Here is a 13,193-nt window from a genome sequence, read left to right on the forward strand (position 1 = left end):
CAGCGGGAGTGACGTCTCGGCCGACCGGGGTGACGTCTCGGCCGACCGGGGTGACGTCTCGGCCGACCGGGGTGACGTCTCGGCCGACCGGGGTGACGTCTCGGCCGACCGGGGTGACGCCTCGGCCGACCGGGGTGACGTCTCGGGCATCCGGGGTGACCACTCGGCCGACCGGGCTGATGCCTCGGCCGACCGGGGTGACGTCTCGGGCATCCGGGCTGACCACTCGGCCGACCGAGCTGACGCCTCGGGCGACCGGGGTGACGTCTCGGCCGACCGGGGTGACGTCTCGGCCGACCGGGCCGACGCCTGGGCCGACGGGGCCGACTTCTCGTCAGTCGTCGGCGATGGCGGCGTCGATCTTCTTCCGGGCGCCGTCGAGCCACTCCTGGCACAGCGTGGCCAGCTTCTCGCCGCGTTCCCACAGAGCCAGCGACTCCTCGAGGGTGATGCCGCCGGCCTCGAGCTTGCGTACGACCTCGATCAGCTCCTCTCGGGCCTGCTCATAGGACAGGTTCTTGTCGTCATCAGTCATCGGCTGGGTCTTTCTCGGTCGAGGTGATGGTGGCGGCGAGGCGGCCGTCGGCGAGGCGGATGCTGACGGCGGCGCCTTCGGTGGCGTCGGCGACGCTGGTGAGCACGTGCCCGTCGGCATCCTGGGCGACGGCGTACCCCCGTCTCAGCGTCTCCAGAGGTGAGAGTGCGCGAGCACGGGCGCGATGGTGGCCGATGTCGTCGGCGGCCCGGTCGAGGGCATGCCCGACGGTGCGACGGGCTCGGTCGCGCAGCGAGGTGACCTCGTCGCGCCGGGCGTCGATCAGCGAGCACGGGTCGGCCAGCACGGGCCGCGAGCGCAACGCGTCCAGCAGCGTCTGCTCACGGTGGATCAGCGCGGCGATCCCGCCGCGGAGCCGGTCACGCCCGGTCGCGACGATCCGCTGCTCCTCGACCACGTCGGGCACGACGAGCTTGGCGGCATCGGTCGGAGTCGAGGCTCGTACGTCGGCGGCCAGGTCCAGCAGCGGCGAGTCGGGCTCGTGGCCGATCGCCGAGACGACCGGGGTGCGAGCGGCGTGCACCGCGCGGATCAGGTGCTCGTCGGAGAAGGGCAGCAGGTCCTCGACCGAACCGCCGCCGCGGGCGATGACGATCACGTCGACCTCGGGATCGCGGTCGAGCCGCTGCAGCTTCTCGACGACGTCGGCAGCGCTGCGCGCCCCCTGCATCGCGGCGTACGCCACCTCGAACCGCACCTGCGGCCACCGGCGCTTCGCGTTCTCGAGCACGTCGCGCTCGGCCGCGGAGTTGGCCGCGGTGAGCAGCCCGACCTTGGTCGGCAGGAACGGGAGCGGGCGCTTGAGCTCGGCGGCGAAGAGCCCCTCGGCGGCCAGCAGCTGCCGGCGCTGCTCGAGCCTGGCGAGCAGCTCGCCGAGGCCGACCGGACGGATGTCGCGGGCCTGGAGAGACAGGGTGCCGCGGTTGGCGTAGTAGGACGGCTTCGCGTGGATGATCACCGAGGCGCCCTCGACCAGCGGCGGGTTGAGGCTGTCGAGCAGGAACCGGGTGCACGTCACCGGCACCGAGATGTCGGCCACCGAGTCGCGCAGGGTCAAGAAGACGGTCTGCATCCCCGGCCGCCGGCTCAGCTGCGCCACCTGCCCCTCCACCCAGACCGCACCGAGCTTGTCGATCCAGCTACCGATCGCGTTCGCGATCTGCCGCACCGGGGCGGGCGACTCGGGGGAGGTGTCCAACGCCATGGCTGCCACCTTAGTGCCGCCGAGTCGGCTCATCCTGACCCAGATCCCGGCCGAGTCGGCGCGTCATGACGAGCCGACTCGGCGAGGACGGCGGTCAGGATGCGCCGACTCGGCGGGTTTCAGGATGGATCTCTAGACTGGAGCCATGAGCATCGACCTCGGCACCCCACGCCTGATCTCCGACGACGAGAAGGCTGTCCTCCTCGCGGAGCCGCGCGGCTACTGCGCGGGGGTGGACCGGGCCGTGATCACCGTCGAGGAGGCCCTGGACCTCTACGGCGCGCCGGTCTACGTGCGCAAGGAGATCGTGCACAACAAGCACGTCGTCGACGATCTGCGCAACCGCGGCGCGGTGTTCGTCAACGAGCTCGACGAGGTGCCCTCGGGTGCGACCGTCGTCTTCTCCGCCCACGGCGTCTCCCCGGCGGTCCACGCCGACGCCGCCGTGCGCGAGCTGAAGACGATCGACGCGACCTGCCCCCTGGTCACCAAGGTCCACCTGGAGGCCAAGCGGTTCGCGCGTGAGGGTTACAGCATCCTGCTGATCGGCCACGCCGGTCACGAGGAGGTCGAGGGCACCATGGGCGAGGCGCCGGAGGCGACCACGCTCGTCGAGGGCCCCGGTGACGTACCCGGCGTCGAGGTCGCCGACCCGTCCAAGGTCGTCTGGCTCTCCCAGACCACCCTCTCGGTCGACGAGACCATGGAGACGGTCGCCGCGCTCCGGGCGAAGTTCCCCGAGCTGCTCGACCCGCCCAGCGACGACATCTGCTACGCCACCCAGAACCGTCAGCAGGCGGTCAAGGAGATCGGCGGGGCCAGCGACCTGGTCATCGTCGTCGGCTCCGGCAACTCCTCCAACTCGGTCCGCCTGGTCGAGGTCGCTCTCGAGGCCGGCGCCAAGGCCGCCTACCGCGTCGACGACGCCGGCGAGATCGACGAGTCCTGGCTCGAGGGCGTGCGCAGCGTCTCGGTCACCTCCGGGGCCAGCGTGCCCGAGAAGCTGGTCGAGGGTGTCGTCGAGTTTCTCAAGGAGCGCGGCTTCCCCGACGCCAAGGCGCACAAGAGCGCCGAGGAGTCGCTGATCTTCGCGCTGCCCACCGAGCTCCGCAAGGACCTGAAGGCCGCTGCCGCGAGGGGTTGATCCTGGCCCGCCCATGGGCGTTAGGGTCGAGGGGTGGCCCGATATCTCGACGTACACCCTGACAACCCGCAGTCCCGTCTGATCAGCCAGGTCGTCGATGCCCTGCGCGCGGACCAGCTGATCGCCTACCCGACCGACTCCGGTTACGCGCTCGGCTCGCGGATCGGCAACAAGGACGGGCGCGACCGGATCCTGCGGATCCGTGGTCTCGACGACCGCCACCACTTCACGCTGATCTGCAAGGACTTCGCGCAGCTCGGCACGATGGTCCACGTCGACAACAGCGCCTTCCGGGCGATCAAGCACGCGACGCCGGGGCCCTACACGTTCATCCTCCCGGCGACCCCCGAGGTGCCGCGACGCCTGATGCACCCGAAGAAGAAGACCGTCGGCGTACGCATCCCCGAGCATGCCGTCGTGCAGGCGCTGCTCGAGGAGCTCGGTGAGCCGCTGCTGTCCTCCACGCTGATCCTGCCCGGCGAGACCGAGCCGGAGGTCTTCGGATGGAACGTCAAGGAGGCGCTCGACCACCAGGTCGACATCGTCATCGAGGCCGGTGAGACCCCGGCCGAGCCGACCACGGTCATCGACTGGTCCGGCGGCGAGCCCGAGGTCATCCGTGAGGGTGCCGGCGACGTCTCCGGGTTCCTGGCGCTGGACTGATTCTCAGGAGGCCAGCGCGCGCTCGCGCTCGACCTCGTCGCGGCTCTCGCTGCGCTGTCGCAGCACTCGGCGGCGCATCACCAGGCAGCCCAGGCATCCCGCATAGCCGATGAACAGGCTGATCGCATGGTGTCCGAGGCCGCTGACCACGGCTTGGACGAAGCCGTCCTCCGCATCGGCGATCGACCCGGGCTGGGTCGCGGCCAGCAGGATGAAGATGCCGAGCATGATCAGCGGCGGGAGCACACCGACCACGAAGAAGTCGCTGGGTCTGACGATCAGCGCGAGCGTCAGCGCGATCGCCACGAAGGCGAAGTCGAAGAGCAGGCCGATCTGATCGTCGATGAGGAGATCGACGAAGGTCACCGTCAGCGACGTGGCGGATCCGAGCGCGACAACATGGCGGCCGGACTCGCGTCCTTCCTCCCAGATGGTGCGCTGACTCATGGTCACGATCTCTCGTATGCAGCCTGTGTATCAGAACCCACGGTAGGGCCCGGCACACCGTCATTCTCGGCGGCGCGCCGATCATCCTCCCTTACGCTGCTCAGCCGCTCCACAGCGCGCATCTCCACCGGACGCGGCGTCTCGAGATCGTCGTCGGTTACCGATAATTCATTGAAACGACGGGCGGCCACCAGGACCCGGTTGTCGAGGGATCCGATCGCTTGGTTGTAGCGCGTCACCGCGGTGTTGAGGGAGCGCCCGATCCCGTCCAGGTGGGTCGACATCGTGGAGAGCCGCTGGTGCAGGTCACGGCCGAGCCGGTGGATCTCCCGGGCCTGCTCGGCGAGCGCCTCGTGGGACCAGCCGTGCGCGACCGTGCGCAGCAGCGCGATCAGCGTCGTCGGTGAGGCCAGCACGACGCGGCGCTCAGCTGCGTACTCGATCAGGCCGGGCTCGGTCTCCAAGGCCGCCGAGAGGAACGACTCCGCCGGCACGAAGAGCACCACGAACTCGGGCGACTCCTCCAGGAAGCGCCAGTAGGACTTCGAGGCCAGCTGGTCCACATGCGTACGCAGCTGGGCGGTGTGGCGGCGCAGGTGAGCGCGGTAGTCGTCCTCGTTGTCCGCGGCGGCGGCGTCGAGGTAGGCGTCGAGGGGGACCTTGGAGTCGACGACCAGCTCCTTGTTGCCGGACAGGTGCACGACCAGATCGGGGCGCAGCCGCCCGTCCTCGAGATGGACCTGCTCGGAGAAGTCGCACTTGTCCACCAGGCCGGCGAGCTCCACGGCGCGGCGCAGGTGCATCTCGCCCCAGCGGCCTCTGACCTGGGGCTTCCGCAATGCCGTCGACAGCGACCGGGTCTCGGTCTGGAGCCGCCCGACCTCCGTCTCGAACTGCCCCTGCCAGCGGGCCCGCTCCCGGTCGAGATGCTGCATCTGGTCGCTGAGCCGGTCGAGCCCCTGCATCACCTCGGCCTGGTCGACCATCCCGGCCGCGACCGTACCGACGCTCCGGGCCCGCGCCCAGAGCACCCCGAGCACGACGCCCAGGCCAAGACCGATCACCAGTCCGAGCACGAGGATCCAGATCTCCATGACATCGATCCTCGCAGGGACCACCGACAATTTGTTCGGATGGGCACGGTCGGCGGTTCGTGGTTCCATGGAGACATGGCCTACGACGTCGAGCTGGCCGAACGGGTGCGGCACCTGATGCCCGCCGGCACCACCGAGGTGAACATGTTCGGTGGGCTGGCGTTCATGGTGAACGGCAACATGGCGTGCGCGGTCGGCGCCGACGACCTGCTCGTACGCACCGGCAGGTCGGCCTACGAGGCCGCCCTCGCCGCCGGTGCCGAGCCGATGATCATGGGCGCCCGGACGATGTCCGGCTACGTCAACGTCGCCGCCGACCTGCTCCGCGGCGATGCGCTCGCCGACTGGATCAGACGCGGCGTCGCCACGGCCGAGTCATTGCCGCCGAAACCGCCGAAGTAGACCGAGCCTCAGTCGGCGAGGTCGACGATCACCGGGGCGTGGTCGGAGGGGGCGCCGGTGCCGATGGCGGGGTTGCGCTCGTCGAGGTCGACGAACGCGCCGGTCACACGCGAGGCGAACGAGGGCGAGCCGAGGACGAAGTCGATGCGCAGGCCGCGGTTGCGCTCGAAGCGCTGCCGGTAGTAGTCGAAGTAGGTGTAGGCCTCCGGACCGGGCACGTAGGGGCGTACGACGTCCTTGAAGTCCTTCTCGATGGCGAAGAAGGCGTCGCGCTCGGCGGGGGTGAGGTGGGTCTTGCCGACGAACTGCTTGGGGTCGAAGCAGTCCTCGTCGAACGGGCAGACGTTCCAGTCGCCGACCATCGCCGAGGGTCCGTCGTGCCAGGCCGTCGCGGCCTTCTGCAGGGCGGCCAGCCACTCCAGCTTGTAGGCGTAGTGCGGGTCGTCGGGCTTGCGGCCGTTCGGGACGTAGACCGAGGTGACGCGTACGCCGCCGCACGTCGCCGAGAGAGCCCGGGCCTCCGCGACGTCCTTGAACGTCGGCATCCCCTCGAAACCCACCTCGATGTCGGACAACCCGACCCGGGAGAGCAGCGCGACGCCGTTCCACTGGTCGTAGCCCACCGAGGCGACCTCGTAGCCACGGGCCTCCAGGCCCATCGTCGGGATCTGGTCGGGCCTGGCCTTGGTCTCCTGCAGGGCGAGCACGTCGATCGAGTGTCGTTCGACGAAGGCCTCGACGCGGTCGATGCGGGAGCGGATGGAGTTGATGTTCCAGGTGGCGATACGCACGCCCGTCAGACTATCCGGGACCGAGGGTGGACTACCGTTTGAGGCGTGGGCAGCGCGACGATCGAGATGCACGGGGTCCGGCGTCTCTATGAGCAGGCCGACCTCTCCGAGCTGATCGCCCTCGACGACATCGACCTGACCATCGAGCCCGGCACGTTCGTGAGCATCATCGGGCCCTCGGGGTGCGGCAAGTCGACGCTGTTGCGGCTGATCAGCGGGCAGGAGAAGCCGGAGGCGGGCACGATCACCGTGTGCGGCCTGACTCCGAAGGAGGCCGCCGAGGCGAAGGCCTTCGGGTTCGTGCCGCAATCCCCGGCGTTGCTGCCCTGGCTGAGCGTGCTCGGCAACGTGACGTTGCCCCACAAGGTCAATCGACGCGGGGCCGATCGGGGCCGCCCCGACCTCGAGGCGATGCTGCGCGAGGTCGGCCTGGGCGAGTCGCTCCACAAGCTCCCCGCCGAGCTGTCGGGCGGCATGAAGCAGCGGACCGCGATCGTACGCGCCTTCGGGCTGCGTCCCGACGTACTCCTTCTCGACGAGCCCTTCGGAGCGCTCGACGAGTTCACCCGCGAGGCGCTCCAGGAGCAGCTGCTGGAGCTGTGGGAGCAGACCCGCGCGACGGTGGTCTTCGTCACCCACTCGATCTCCGAGGCGGTCCGGCTCTCGGACAAGGTCGTGGTGATGGCCCCACGTCCGGGCCGGATCACCGACGTCATCGACATCGACCTGCACCGCCCCCGCCACCAGGAGCTCCTCACCTCGCCGGAGTTCCACGCCTACGAGCTCGCCCTCCGCGGCAGCCTGCGCGACGCCTTCAGTCATGGAGAGGTCGTCTCGTGACCCTGGACTCCGGTACGCAGCCCGCCCCTCGCCAGCGGCCCCACCTGATCGTCCCCACCCCTGACCAGCTCGCCGCGCGCCGCCTGCGCCGCCGCACCCGGCTGCTCCGCCCGGCCTACTGGCTCCCGTTCGTTTTCCTCGTCGTGGTGCTCGGGTTCGCCTGGGAGATCGGCGCGCGGCGGATGCCCTACCTGTTCGCGCCGCTCGGCGACATCGCGAGCGTGCTGCGCGAGGACCCGGGCTACTTCCTGAGCAACACCCTGGTCACGCTCAGCGAGGCACTGGTGGGGCTCGGGATCGGGTTCGTCGCCGCCTTCGCGCTCGCCGTCGTGGTGAGCGAGGTCGGGGTGGTGCGACGTGCGGTGATGCCGGTGGCCGTCGTGCTCTCGGTGACGCCCCTGGTGGCGATCGCGCCGCTGCTCGTGGTCGCGCTCGGGTTCGGGATGGGGCCGAAGGTCGTCCTGACCGCGCTGGTCTGCTTCTTCCCGATCCTGATCAACGTGGCGACTGGGCTGCGGGCGGTGCCGTCGCCGGTGCTGCAGGTCTACCGCACCGTGGCCGCGAGCCGGCTGGAGGTGCTGCGCCACCTGCGGGTGCCGGCCTCGCTGCCCTACGTCTTCGCGTCCCTGCGGATCGTCTTCCCGCTGTCCATGATCGGCGCCGTCGTGGCCGAGCTCTCCGCCGCCGGGTCGGCCGACGGCCTCGGCAGCGTGATCCAGGTGGCCAGCTCGCAGAACAGACTGGCTACGGTGTGGGCAGCGATCTTCGTCCTCGCGGCGCTCGGGTCGTTGCTGTTCTGGCTCGTGACGCTCGCCGAGCGTCGAGTGCTCCACTGGCACGAGTCCTGATCCTTGCGTTGAAGGAGCCCTTCATGTCTCGCGTACGTCCGCTTGCCGCTGCCCTCGTGTCGGCGCTCGTCCTGATGGGTGCGCTGAGCGCCTGCGGGTCCTCGCCGGACTCCGCCGGCGACTCTGCCGGTGAGCGGGGCAGCGCGGTCTCGGCCGAGCGCTGCAAGCAGAACGAGAAGGCCGGCAAGATCACCTACATGTCGGGTTACTACTGGCAGGCGTCGGCCTCGATCATGGAGGCCATCGCAGCGGATCGGCTGGGCTACTTCGACGATCTCTGCCTCGACGTCGAGCTCCAGCCGGGCTCGGGCGACGTCTCCCAGAACGCCAAGCTGATCGCTGCCGGGAAGGTCCAGGTCGGGCCACTCTCCGAGCAGGACATCATGACCTCCAACGCGAGCGGCCTGAAGGTGCTCGGCGTCTCCTCCTACTCCAACGCCGGCCTGGACGTGCTCATGACCGGCACCGACATCACCGACCTGAAGCAGCTGGAGGGCAAGACGCTCGGCCACAAGGGCTGGGTGCCGGTCGGGGTCCAGGCGATGCTCGCCGAGGCCGGGGTGGACATGGCGAAGGTGAAGCAGGTCAAGGTCGGCTACGACCCCGGCATCCTGCCCCGCGGCCAGGTCGACGCGCTGGTCGGTTTCGTCTCCAACGAGCCCAACCAGCTGAAGGCGGCCGGCGAGAAGGTCACCGTCTGGGAGCCGACCGACTTCGACGTGCCGGGCTCCCTCGGCGCCTACTCCGTCAACCCCGCCTGGGCGAAGAAGCACCCGACCGCGGTCCAGGACTTCCTGCGCGCCGTCTTCAAGGCCTACGCCTACTGCGCCTCCTCCGACCACGTCGAGGAGTGCATCGGCTACCAGCACGACCTGGCCGGCGCCGAGTCCGACGAGAAGCACGAGACGGCGATCTGGCGCACCGAGGTGAAGGTCGCCTCCGACAACCCGCTCCCGGGCAGGTTCGGCTCGGTCGACCCCGACAACGTCGCGGCGCTGGCCGGGGTCGTGACGGCGTACGCCGGGCAGAAGGTCACGCCCGAGCAGGCGGCCTCGTGGTTCGACACGTCCTTCGCCGAGGCCGTCGTCGACGACAGCGACAAGGTGATCTGGCCCGCTCCGTGATGCTCCGGGCGGCAAACGTAGGAAATCACCTCGAAAGTTTTGCCTGTTCAATCGGAATTTCACCGAAGTTTCTATAGCCCATCAGGGGTCTCGACGCTTGAATCTCCTGTGGCCGCCGGCGTCCATCGCCGGCGGCCGTTCACGAATCCAGGAGGAAGAGCTATGCGAGTTCGTATTCCCATGATGATCGCCGCGGCTGCGGGTGCCGCGGCGCTGACTGCGTCGATGGTTCCCGCATTCGCCCAAGAGGCGCCGAGCTATCAGGAGTTCGAGGCGTCGACCTACGTCGACTTCGACGGTCAGTACGTCGTCAACGGCGACGAGGTCGTGTCCAACCAGGGTGACCTGCACAAGTTCTACGACTCGATGGTCTCGACGCCGAAGCACGTCCCGGAGGACGGCCTCATCGTCAACACCGTCAGCGGCAAGGACGACAAGTGGTCGGCCTCCCAGGCGCTCAACCTGACCTACTGCGTCTCGGACAAGTTCGGCAGCAACAAGGCCGGCATCATCACCGCGATGGAGCAGGGCGCAGGTCTGTGGGAGGCGGCGAGCTCGGCGGTCGAGTTCACCTACGTGCCCGCACAGGACGCCTCGTGCAACACCCGTAACTCCAACGTGCTCTTCTCGGTCGAGCCGGTGAGCACCACGCAGTACATCGCGCGGGCGTTCTTCCCCTCGACCTCGAAGCGCTCGCGCAACGTGCTCATCGACGACTCGATCTTCTCCTCGGGCAGCTGGGAGCCGGGTGACATCCTCGGTCACGAGCTCGGTCACACCCTCGGCTTCCGCCACGAGCACACCCGCCCGGAGGCGGCGACCTGCTTCGAGGACAACAACTGGCGTGCGCTGACCCCGTACGACTCCTCCTCGATCATGCACTACCCGCAGTGCAACGGCGGCTCGTCCGACCTGGAGTTCCAGGCCTCCGACGCGGCCGGCGTCCGGGCGCTGTACGGCTCCTGATCGGCTAGCACGACGAAGGCGGCCCTCCCGGTTTCCGGGAGGGCCGCCTTGCGTATGTGCCTAGTAGGACAGCCCGTGCCCGAGCGGGTAGAGATCCGGGATCTCCACCGGGAGCCTGCCGCTCGGGTCGACCTCGCCGTGCAGCACCCGCACCAGCGACTCGAGCTGGTGGGAGGTGTAGCCGTAGGTGTCGAGAACCGTCGCCGCCTCGGGGAAGGAGGTGACGTCGTAGGGGTTGCGCATCGCGGTCACGATCACCGGGGTGTCGGTGGCGAGCAGCGCCTTGACCAGCTTGGTCTGGGCCACGGACGCCGGTGTGGGCTGACCGGTCGCCGGGTTGATCTGCCAGGCGTTGTTGGTCGGCACCACGACCAGATCCTTGCCCGCGGCCGCCTGGACGGCGGCGTCGATCTGGGCATCGGTCGGGGTGGTGCCCGACTGCAGCACCTGGGTCGTCGCGCCCCGCTTCTGGAACCCGGCCGCGATGCCCGCGGTCGTGTCCACGCCCCAGCCCGCGACCAGGACGTCCTTCGGGCCGGGCGCCAGCGGCAGCAGGCCGTCGTCGTTCTTCACCAACGTTGTGGTGCGGTCGGAGATGGCCTGGGCGTCGGCCTTGTGGGCGGGGTCGGCGAAGACCGCCGCAGCGGCAGCCGGGTTGACGTACGGGCTCTCGAAGATCTCGTTGTCGAGCTTGTGCTTCAGGATCCGGTAGACCGACTCGTCGAGCCGCTTGCGCGAGATCGTGCCGTCCTTGACGGCGTCGAGCACCGCGGCGTACGCCGTGTCCATCTGCGGCGGGATGAGCAGCTGGTCCGCGCCGGCGAGGAACGCCTCGACCGGGGCGACGTCGGGCGGGTACGTCGCGCTCGCGCCCTGCATGTCGAGGGCGTCGGTCACGATCAGGCCGTCGAAGCCCAGCTCCTCGCGGAGCAGACCGGTCAGGATCGGCTCCGACATGGTCGCCGGCTCGCCGCTCGGGTCGATCGCGGGCACGGTCACGTGAGCCGTCATGATCGCGTCGATCCCGGCGTCGATCGCAGCCTCGAAGGGCGGCAGGTCGATCGCCTCGAGCTGCTCGCGGCTGTGGGTCACCTCCGGCAGGCCGTAGTGGCTGTCGGTGCCGGTGTCGCCGTGGCCGGGGAAGTGCTTGGCGATCGAGGAGAGGCCGCCGGCGTCGAAGCCACCGACCTCGGCGGCGACGATGTCGGAGACCGCGGCGGAGTCGGCACCGGCGCTGCGGATGCCGATGACCGGGTTGTTGGGGTTGAGGTTGACGTCGGCGACGGGCGCGTAGTCCTGGGTGACGCCGACGGCGGCCAGCTCGGTGCCGATCACCTCGGCGGACCGGGCCGCGTCCGTGGTCGAGCCGCCGGCGCCCAGCGCCATCTGGCCCGGCATCTGGGTCGCGCCGCTGGCCGGACCGAAGCGGGCCACGAGCGCGCCGCCCTCCTGGTCGACCGCGATGTTGAGCGGGATCTTGGGCCGCTGCCGCAGCGCGGCGCGCTGGAGACCGTTGGAGAGCGTCGCCACCTGAGCCGCGTCACCGATGTTGTCGGGGCCACGGGTGGTGAAGTAGATGACCCCGCCGGGCTGGTACTTGGCGATCGCCTGCGCCGGGGTGTCCACGCCGTAGAGCTTCTGGTTGCCGGCCTTCGCCGCGTCGCTGACGTTGTCGGCGTCGCGTCCGTAGACCTCGATCACGAAGAGCTGGCCGACCTTCTGCTGCAGCGACATGTGGCGCATCAGCGAGACGATCTGGCCGTGCTGCGCCGGGGTCTTGGCGGCGGTCGTCGCGGGCGGGTCCGGCTCCGCGGCGTGCGTTGCCGCGTACGGCATCGCCACCGCCACCGCGGCCGCGAGTCCCGCAGCCGCCAACCTTCCGCGTCTGGTCAGTGTCGTGCTGCTCATGACAACCTCCCCATCTGCGCCGCTGCTGTGCGGCACGGCGATTCACTTTAGGGGCTACCAACCGGTCACGGAAGAAAATTGCCGAGTCCGTGCAATCACCGGCGGACGATTTTCGCCGGATCGGTGGACAGAACGCCCGGGCAGGGCCAGGGTGAACCTTCGTGCGCATCGTTGTCGGAGCCGCAGCGGCGGCCACTCTCGCTCTCACCACCCTCACGTTCGCGCCGGCGGCGCAGGCAGGGGGTGCGTACGACTGGACGTCGGTGAACGTCGACACGACCCAGGGGTTCCGGGCGCTGGACGCCGTCGACGCGAGGACCGCGTGGGTCGGCGGTGACGGCGGGGGAGTGTTCCGTACGACGGACGGTGGCCGCACCTGGGACGAGGTCTCGCCGCCGGGATCCGAGGAGCTGCTCTTCCGTGACGTCGAGGCACGCTCGGCGAACGAGGCGGTGGTGCTCTCCATCGGCGAGGGCGAGGCGAGCCGGATCTACAAGACCACCGACGGCGGGACGACCTGGACCGAGACGTTCCGGTCCGCGGAGCCGACCGCGTTCTACAACTGCGTCGACTTCTGGCCCGGCGGCAGGCGCGGGATCGCGATGAGCGACCCGGTCGACGGCGAGTGGCGCATCATCACGACCGCCGACGGCGGCGACACCTGGACCGTCGCGGACACGCGTGGCCTCGAGGCGCCGGGCGAGTTCGGCTACTCGGCCAGCGGCACCTGCCTGGTCACCGCCGGGGCGCGCGATGCCTGGATCGGGGGTGGCGGCGCCGCCGCGAAGGTCTACGCCACGCACGACGGCGGTCGCTCCTGGTCGGCTGCCGACTCTACGATCGCGACCGGCGAGGCCGCCGGCGTCTTCGGGCTCGGCTTCCGCAACCCTCGCCAGGGGATCGCGGTCGGTGGCGACTTCGGCCTCGAGGACGACGGCGTCGACCGCGCCGCCTACTCCACCGACGGCGGCCGCACGTGGGTCAACTCCGACTCCGACCTGGGCGGATACCGCGAAGCGGTGGCCTGGGTCGGCGGCCGCACCGCGATCGCCGTCGGCCCCAACGGCAGCGACGTCAGCCATGACAACGGCCGCTCCTGGAAGCCGTTCGGCGCCACCCAGACCCGCTTCCACACCATCGACTGCGCCACGGGCGTCTGCTGGGCCGCCGGTGCGGGCGGACGGGTCGGGGTCCTCGCCCGCTGAG

14 protein-coding genes are annotated in these 13,193 nt (G+C 69.8%); 8 read left to right on the forward strand and 6 right to left on the reverse strand.

The window, feature by feature from the left end; translation table 11 throughout:
• Positions 1–334: 334 nt before the first annotated feature.
• Together ACZ6WN_RS25570 and xseA are read right to left on the reverse strand one after the other, a co-directional pair.
• Positions 335–535, reverse strand: a complete 201-nt coding sequence (locus ACZ6WN_RS25570; protein WP_465868741.1) for an exodeoxyribonuclease VII small subunit — start codon at positions 533–535, stop codon at positions 335–337.
• Entirely contained in the window at positions 528–1,760 is a 1,233-nt protein-coding gene (gene xseA, locus ACZ6WN_RS25575) for an exodeoxyribonuclease VII large subunit (RefSeq protein WP_465868743.1), read from the reverse strand. Before xseA ends, ACZ6WN_RS25570 begins: the two co-directional genes overlap by 8 nt.
• A gap of 145 nt (positions 1,761–1,905) precedes the next feature.
• Here xseA and ACZ6WN_RS25580 point away from each other — a divergent pair, with 145 nt between their 5' ends.
• Both ACZ6WN_RS25580 and ACZ6WN_RS25585 read left to right on the forward strand, forming a co-directional pair.
• The gene (locus ACZ6WN_RS25580) at positions 1,906–2,904 is read left to right on the forward strand and encodes a 4-hydroxy-3-methylbut-2-enyl diphosphate reductase (protein ID WP_465868744.1); all 999 of its coding nucleotides are present in this window, start codon (positions 1,906–1,908) and stop codon (positions 2,902–2,904) included.
• A gap of 33 nt (positions 2,905–2,937) precedes the next feature.
• Positions 2,938–3,567 carry an L-threonylcarbamoyladenylate synthase gene (locus ACZ6WN_RS25585; protein ID WP_465868746.1) on the forward strand — a complete coding sequence of 210 codons (630 nt, stop codon included), beginning with the start codon at positions 2,938–2,940 and terminating at the stop codon, positions 3,565–3,567.
• Between the two features lie 3 nt (positions 3,568–3,570).
• Here the strand turns inward: ACZ6WN_RS25585 and ACZ6WN_RS25590 are convergent, their stop codons facing one another.
• Positions 3,571–4,014, reverse strand: coding sequence for a DUF6542 domain-containing protein (locus ACZ6WN_RS25590; RefSeq protein ID WP_465868748.1), 444 nt, complete (start codon positions 4,012–4,014; stop codon positions 3,571–3,573).
• Positions 4,015–4,016: 2 nt separating this feature from the next.
• Positions 4,017–5,108 carry a DNA recombination protein RmuC gene (locus ACZ6WN_RS25595; protein ID WP_465868749.1) on the reverse strand — a complete coding sequence of 364 codons (1,092 nt, stop codon included), beginning with the start codon at positions 5,106–5,108 and terminating at the stop codon, positions 4,017–4,019.
• A gap of 75 nt (positions 5,109–5,183) precedes the next feature.
• Between ACZ6WN_RS25595 and ACZ6WN_RS25600 the strand changes: the two genes are divergently transcribed.
• Positions 5,184–5,510, forward strand: coding sequence for a TfoX/Sxy family protein (locus ACZ6WN_RS25600; RefSeq protein ID WP_465868751.1), 327 nt, complete (start codon positions 5,184–5,186; stop codon positions 5,508–5,510).
• 8 nt (positions 5,511–5,518) lie between these two features.
• Here ACZ6WN_RS25600 and ACZ6WN_RS25605 read toward each other — a convergent pair whose 3' ends face one another.
• On the reverse strand, positions 5,519–6,301 hold the full coding sequence (locus ACZ6WN_RS25605; RefSeq protein WP_465868753.1) for an exodeoxyribonuclease III: 783 nt from the start codon (positions 6,299–6,301) through the stop codon (positions 5,519–5,521).
• 45 nt (positions 6,302–6,346) lie between these two features.
• On the opposite strand from ACZ6WN_RS25605, the gene ACZ6WN_RS25610 reads away from it, so the two are divergent.
• The 4 genes from ACZ6WN_RS25610 to ACZ6WN_RS25625 all read left to right on the forward strand — a co-directional run bounded on the left by ACZ6WN_RS25610 (position 6,347) and on the right by ACZ6WN_RS25625 (position 10,079).
• Complete coding sequence (locus ACZ6WN_RS25610; RefSeq protein ID WP_465868755.1) at positions 6,347–7,141, forward strand: ABC transporter ATP-binding protein; 795 nt, start codon at positions 6,347–6,349, stop codon at positions 7,139–7,141.
• Positions 7,138–7,989 (forward strand): ABC transporter permease, encoded by an 852-nt coding sequence (locus ACZ6WN_RS25615; protein ID WP_465868757.1) that lies wholly within the window; start codon positions 7,138–7,140, stop codon positions 7,987–7,989. Before ACZ6WN_RS25610 ends, ACZ6WN_RS25615 begins: the two co-directional genes overlap by 4 nt.
• A 23-nt stretch (positions 7,990–8,012) precedes the next feature.
• Positions 8,013–9,113: an ABC transporter substrate-binding protein gene (locus tag ACZ6WN_RS25620; protein WP_465868759.1), complete on the forward strand. Its 1,101-nt coding sequence runs from the start codon at positions 8,013–8,015 to the stop codon at positions 9,111–9,113.
• Between the two features lie 162 nt (positions 9,114–9,275).
• On the forward strand, positions 9,276–10,079 hold the full coding sequence (locus ACZ6WN_RS25625; protein WP_465868761.1) for a M57 family metalloprotease: 804 nt from the start codon (positions 9,276–9,278) through the stop codon (positions 10,077–10,079).
• Positions 10,080–10,139: 60 nt separating this feature from the next.
• Here the strand turns inward: ACZ6WN_RS25625 and ACZ6WN_RS25630 are convergent, their stop codons facing one another.
• Positions 10,140–11,987 (reverse strand): glycoside hydrolase family 3 protein, encoded by a 1,848-nt coding sequence (locus ACZ6WN_RS25630; protein ID WP_465868762.1) that lies wholly within the window; start codon positions 11,985–11,987, stop codon positions 10,140–10,142.
• Positions 11,988–12,148: 161 nt separating this feature from the next.
• On the opposite strand from ACZ6WN_RS25630, the gene ACZ6WN_RS25635 reads away from it, so the two are divergent.
• A complete protein-coding gene (locus ACZ6WN_RS25635) occupies positions 12,149–13,192 on the forward strand; it encodes a WD40/YVTN/BNR-like repeat-containing protein (protein WP_465868763.1) in 1,044 nt (347 codons plus the stop codon).
• Position 13,193 lies beyond the last annotated feature (1 nt).

The sequence above is a fragment of the Nocardioides sp. NPDC054178 genome (assembly GCF_055585005.1).

Bases quoted from the DNA above. Each gene is read 5' to 3' on its own strand.
- ACZ6WN_RS25570 (WP_465868741.1), bottom strand. From the start codon at position 535: ATGACTGATGACGACAAGAACCTGTCCTATGAGCAGGCCCGAGAGGAG.
- xseA (WP_465868743.1), bottom strand. From the start codon at position 1,760: ATGGCGTTGGACACCTCCCCCGAGTCGCCCGCCCCGGTGCGGCAGATC.
- ACZ6WN_RS25580 (WP_465868744.1), top strand. From the start codon at position 1,906: ATGAGCATCGACCTCGGCACCCCACGCCTGATCTCCGACGACGAGAAG.
- ACZ6WN_RS25590 (WP_465868748.1), bottom strand. From the start codon at position 4,014: ATGAGTCAGCGCACCATCTGGGAGGAAGGACGCGAGTCCGGCCGCCAT.
- ACZ6WN_RS25595 (WP_465868749.1), bottom strand. From the start codon at position 5,108: ATGGAGATCTGGATCCTCGTGCTCGGACTGGTGATCGGTCTTGGCCTG.
- ACZ6WN_RS25600 (WP_465868751.1), top strand. From the start codon at position 5,184: ATGGCCTACGACGTCGAGCTGGCCGAACGGGTGCGGCACCTGATGCCC.
- ACZ6WN_RS25620 (WP_465868759.1), top strand. From the start codon at position 8,013: ATGTCTCGCGTACGTCCGCTTGCCGCTGCCCTCGTGTCGGCGCTCGTC.
- ACZ6WN_RS25625 (WP_465868761.1), top strand. From the start codon at position 9,276: ATGCGAGTTCGTATTCCCATGATGATCGCCGCGGCTGCGGGTGCCGCG.
- ACZ6WN_RS25630 (WP_465868762.1), bottom strand. From the start codon at position 11,987: ATGAGCAGCACGACACTGACCAGACGCGGAAGGTTGGCGGCTGCGGGA.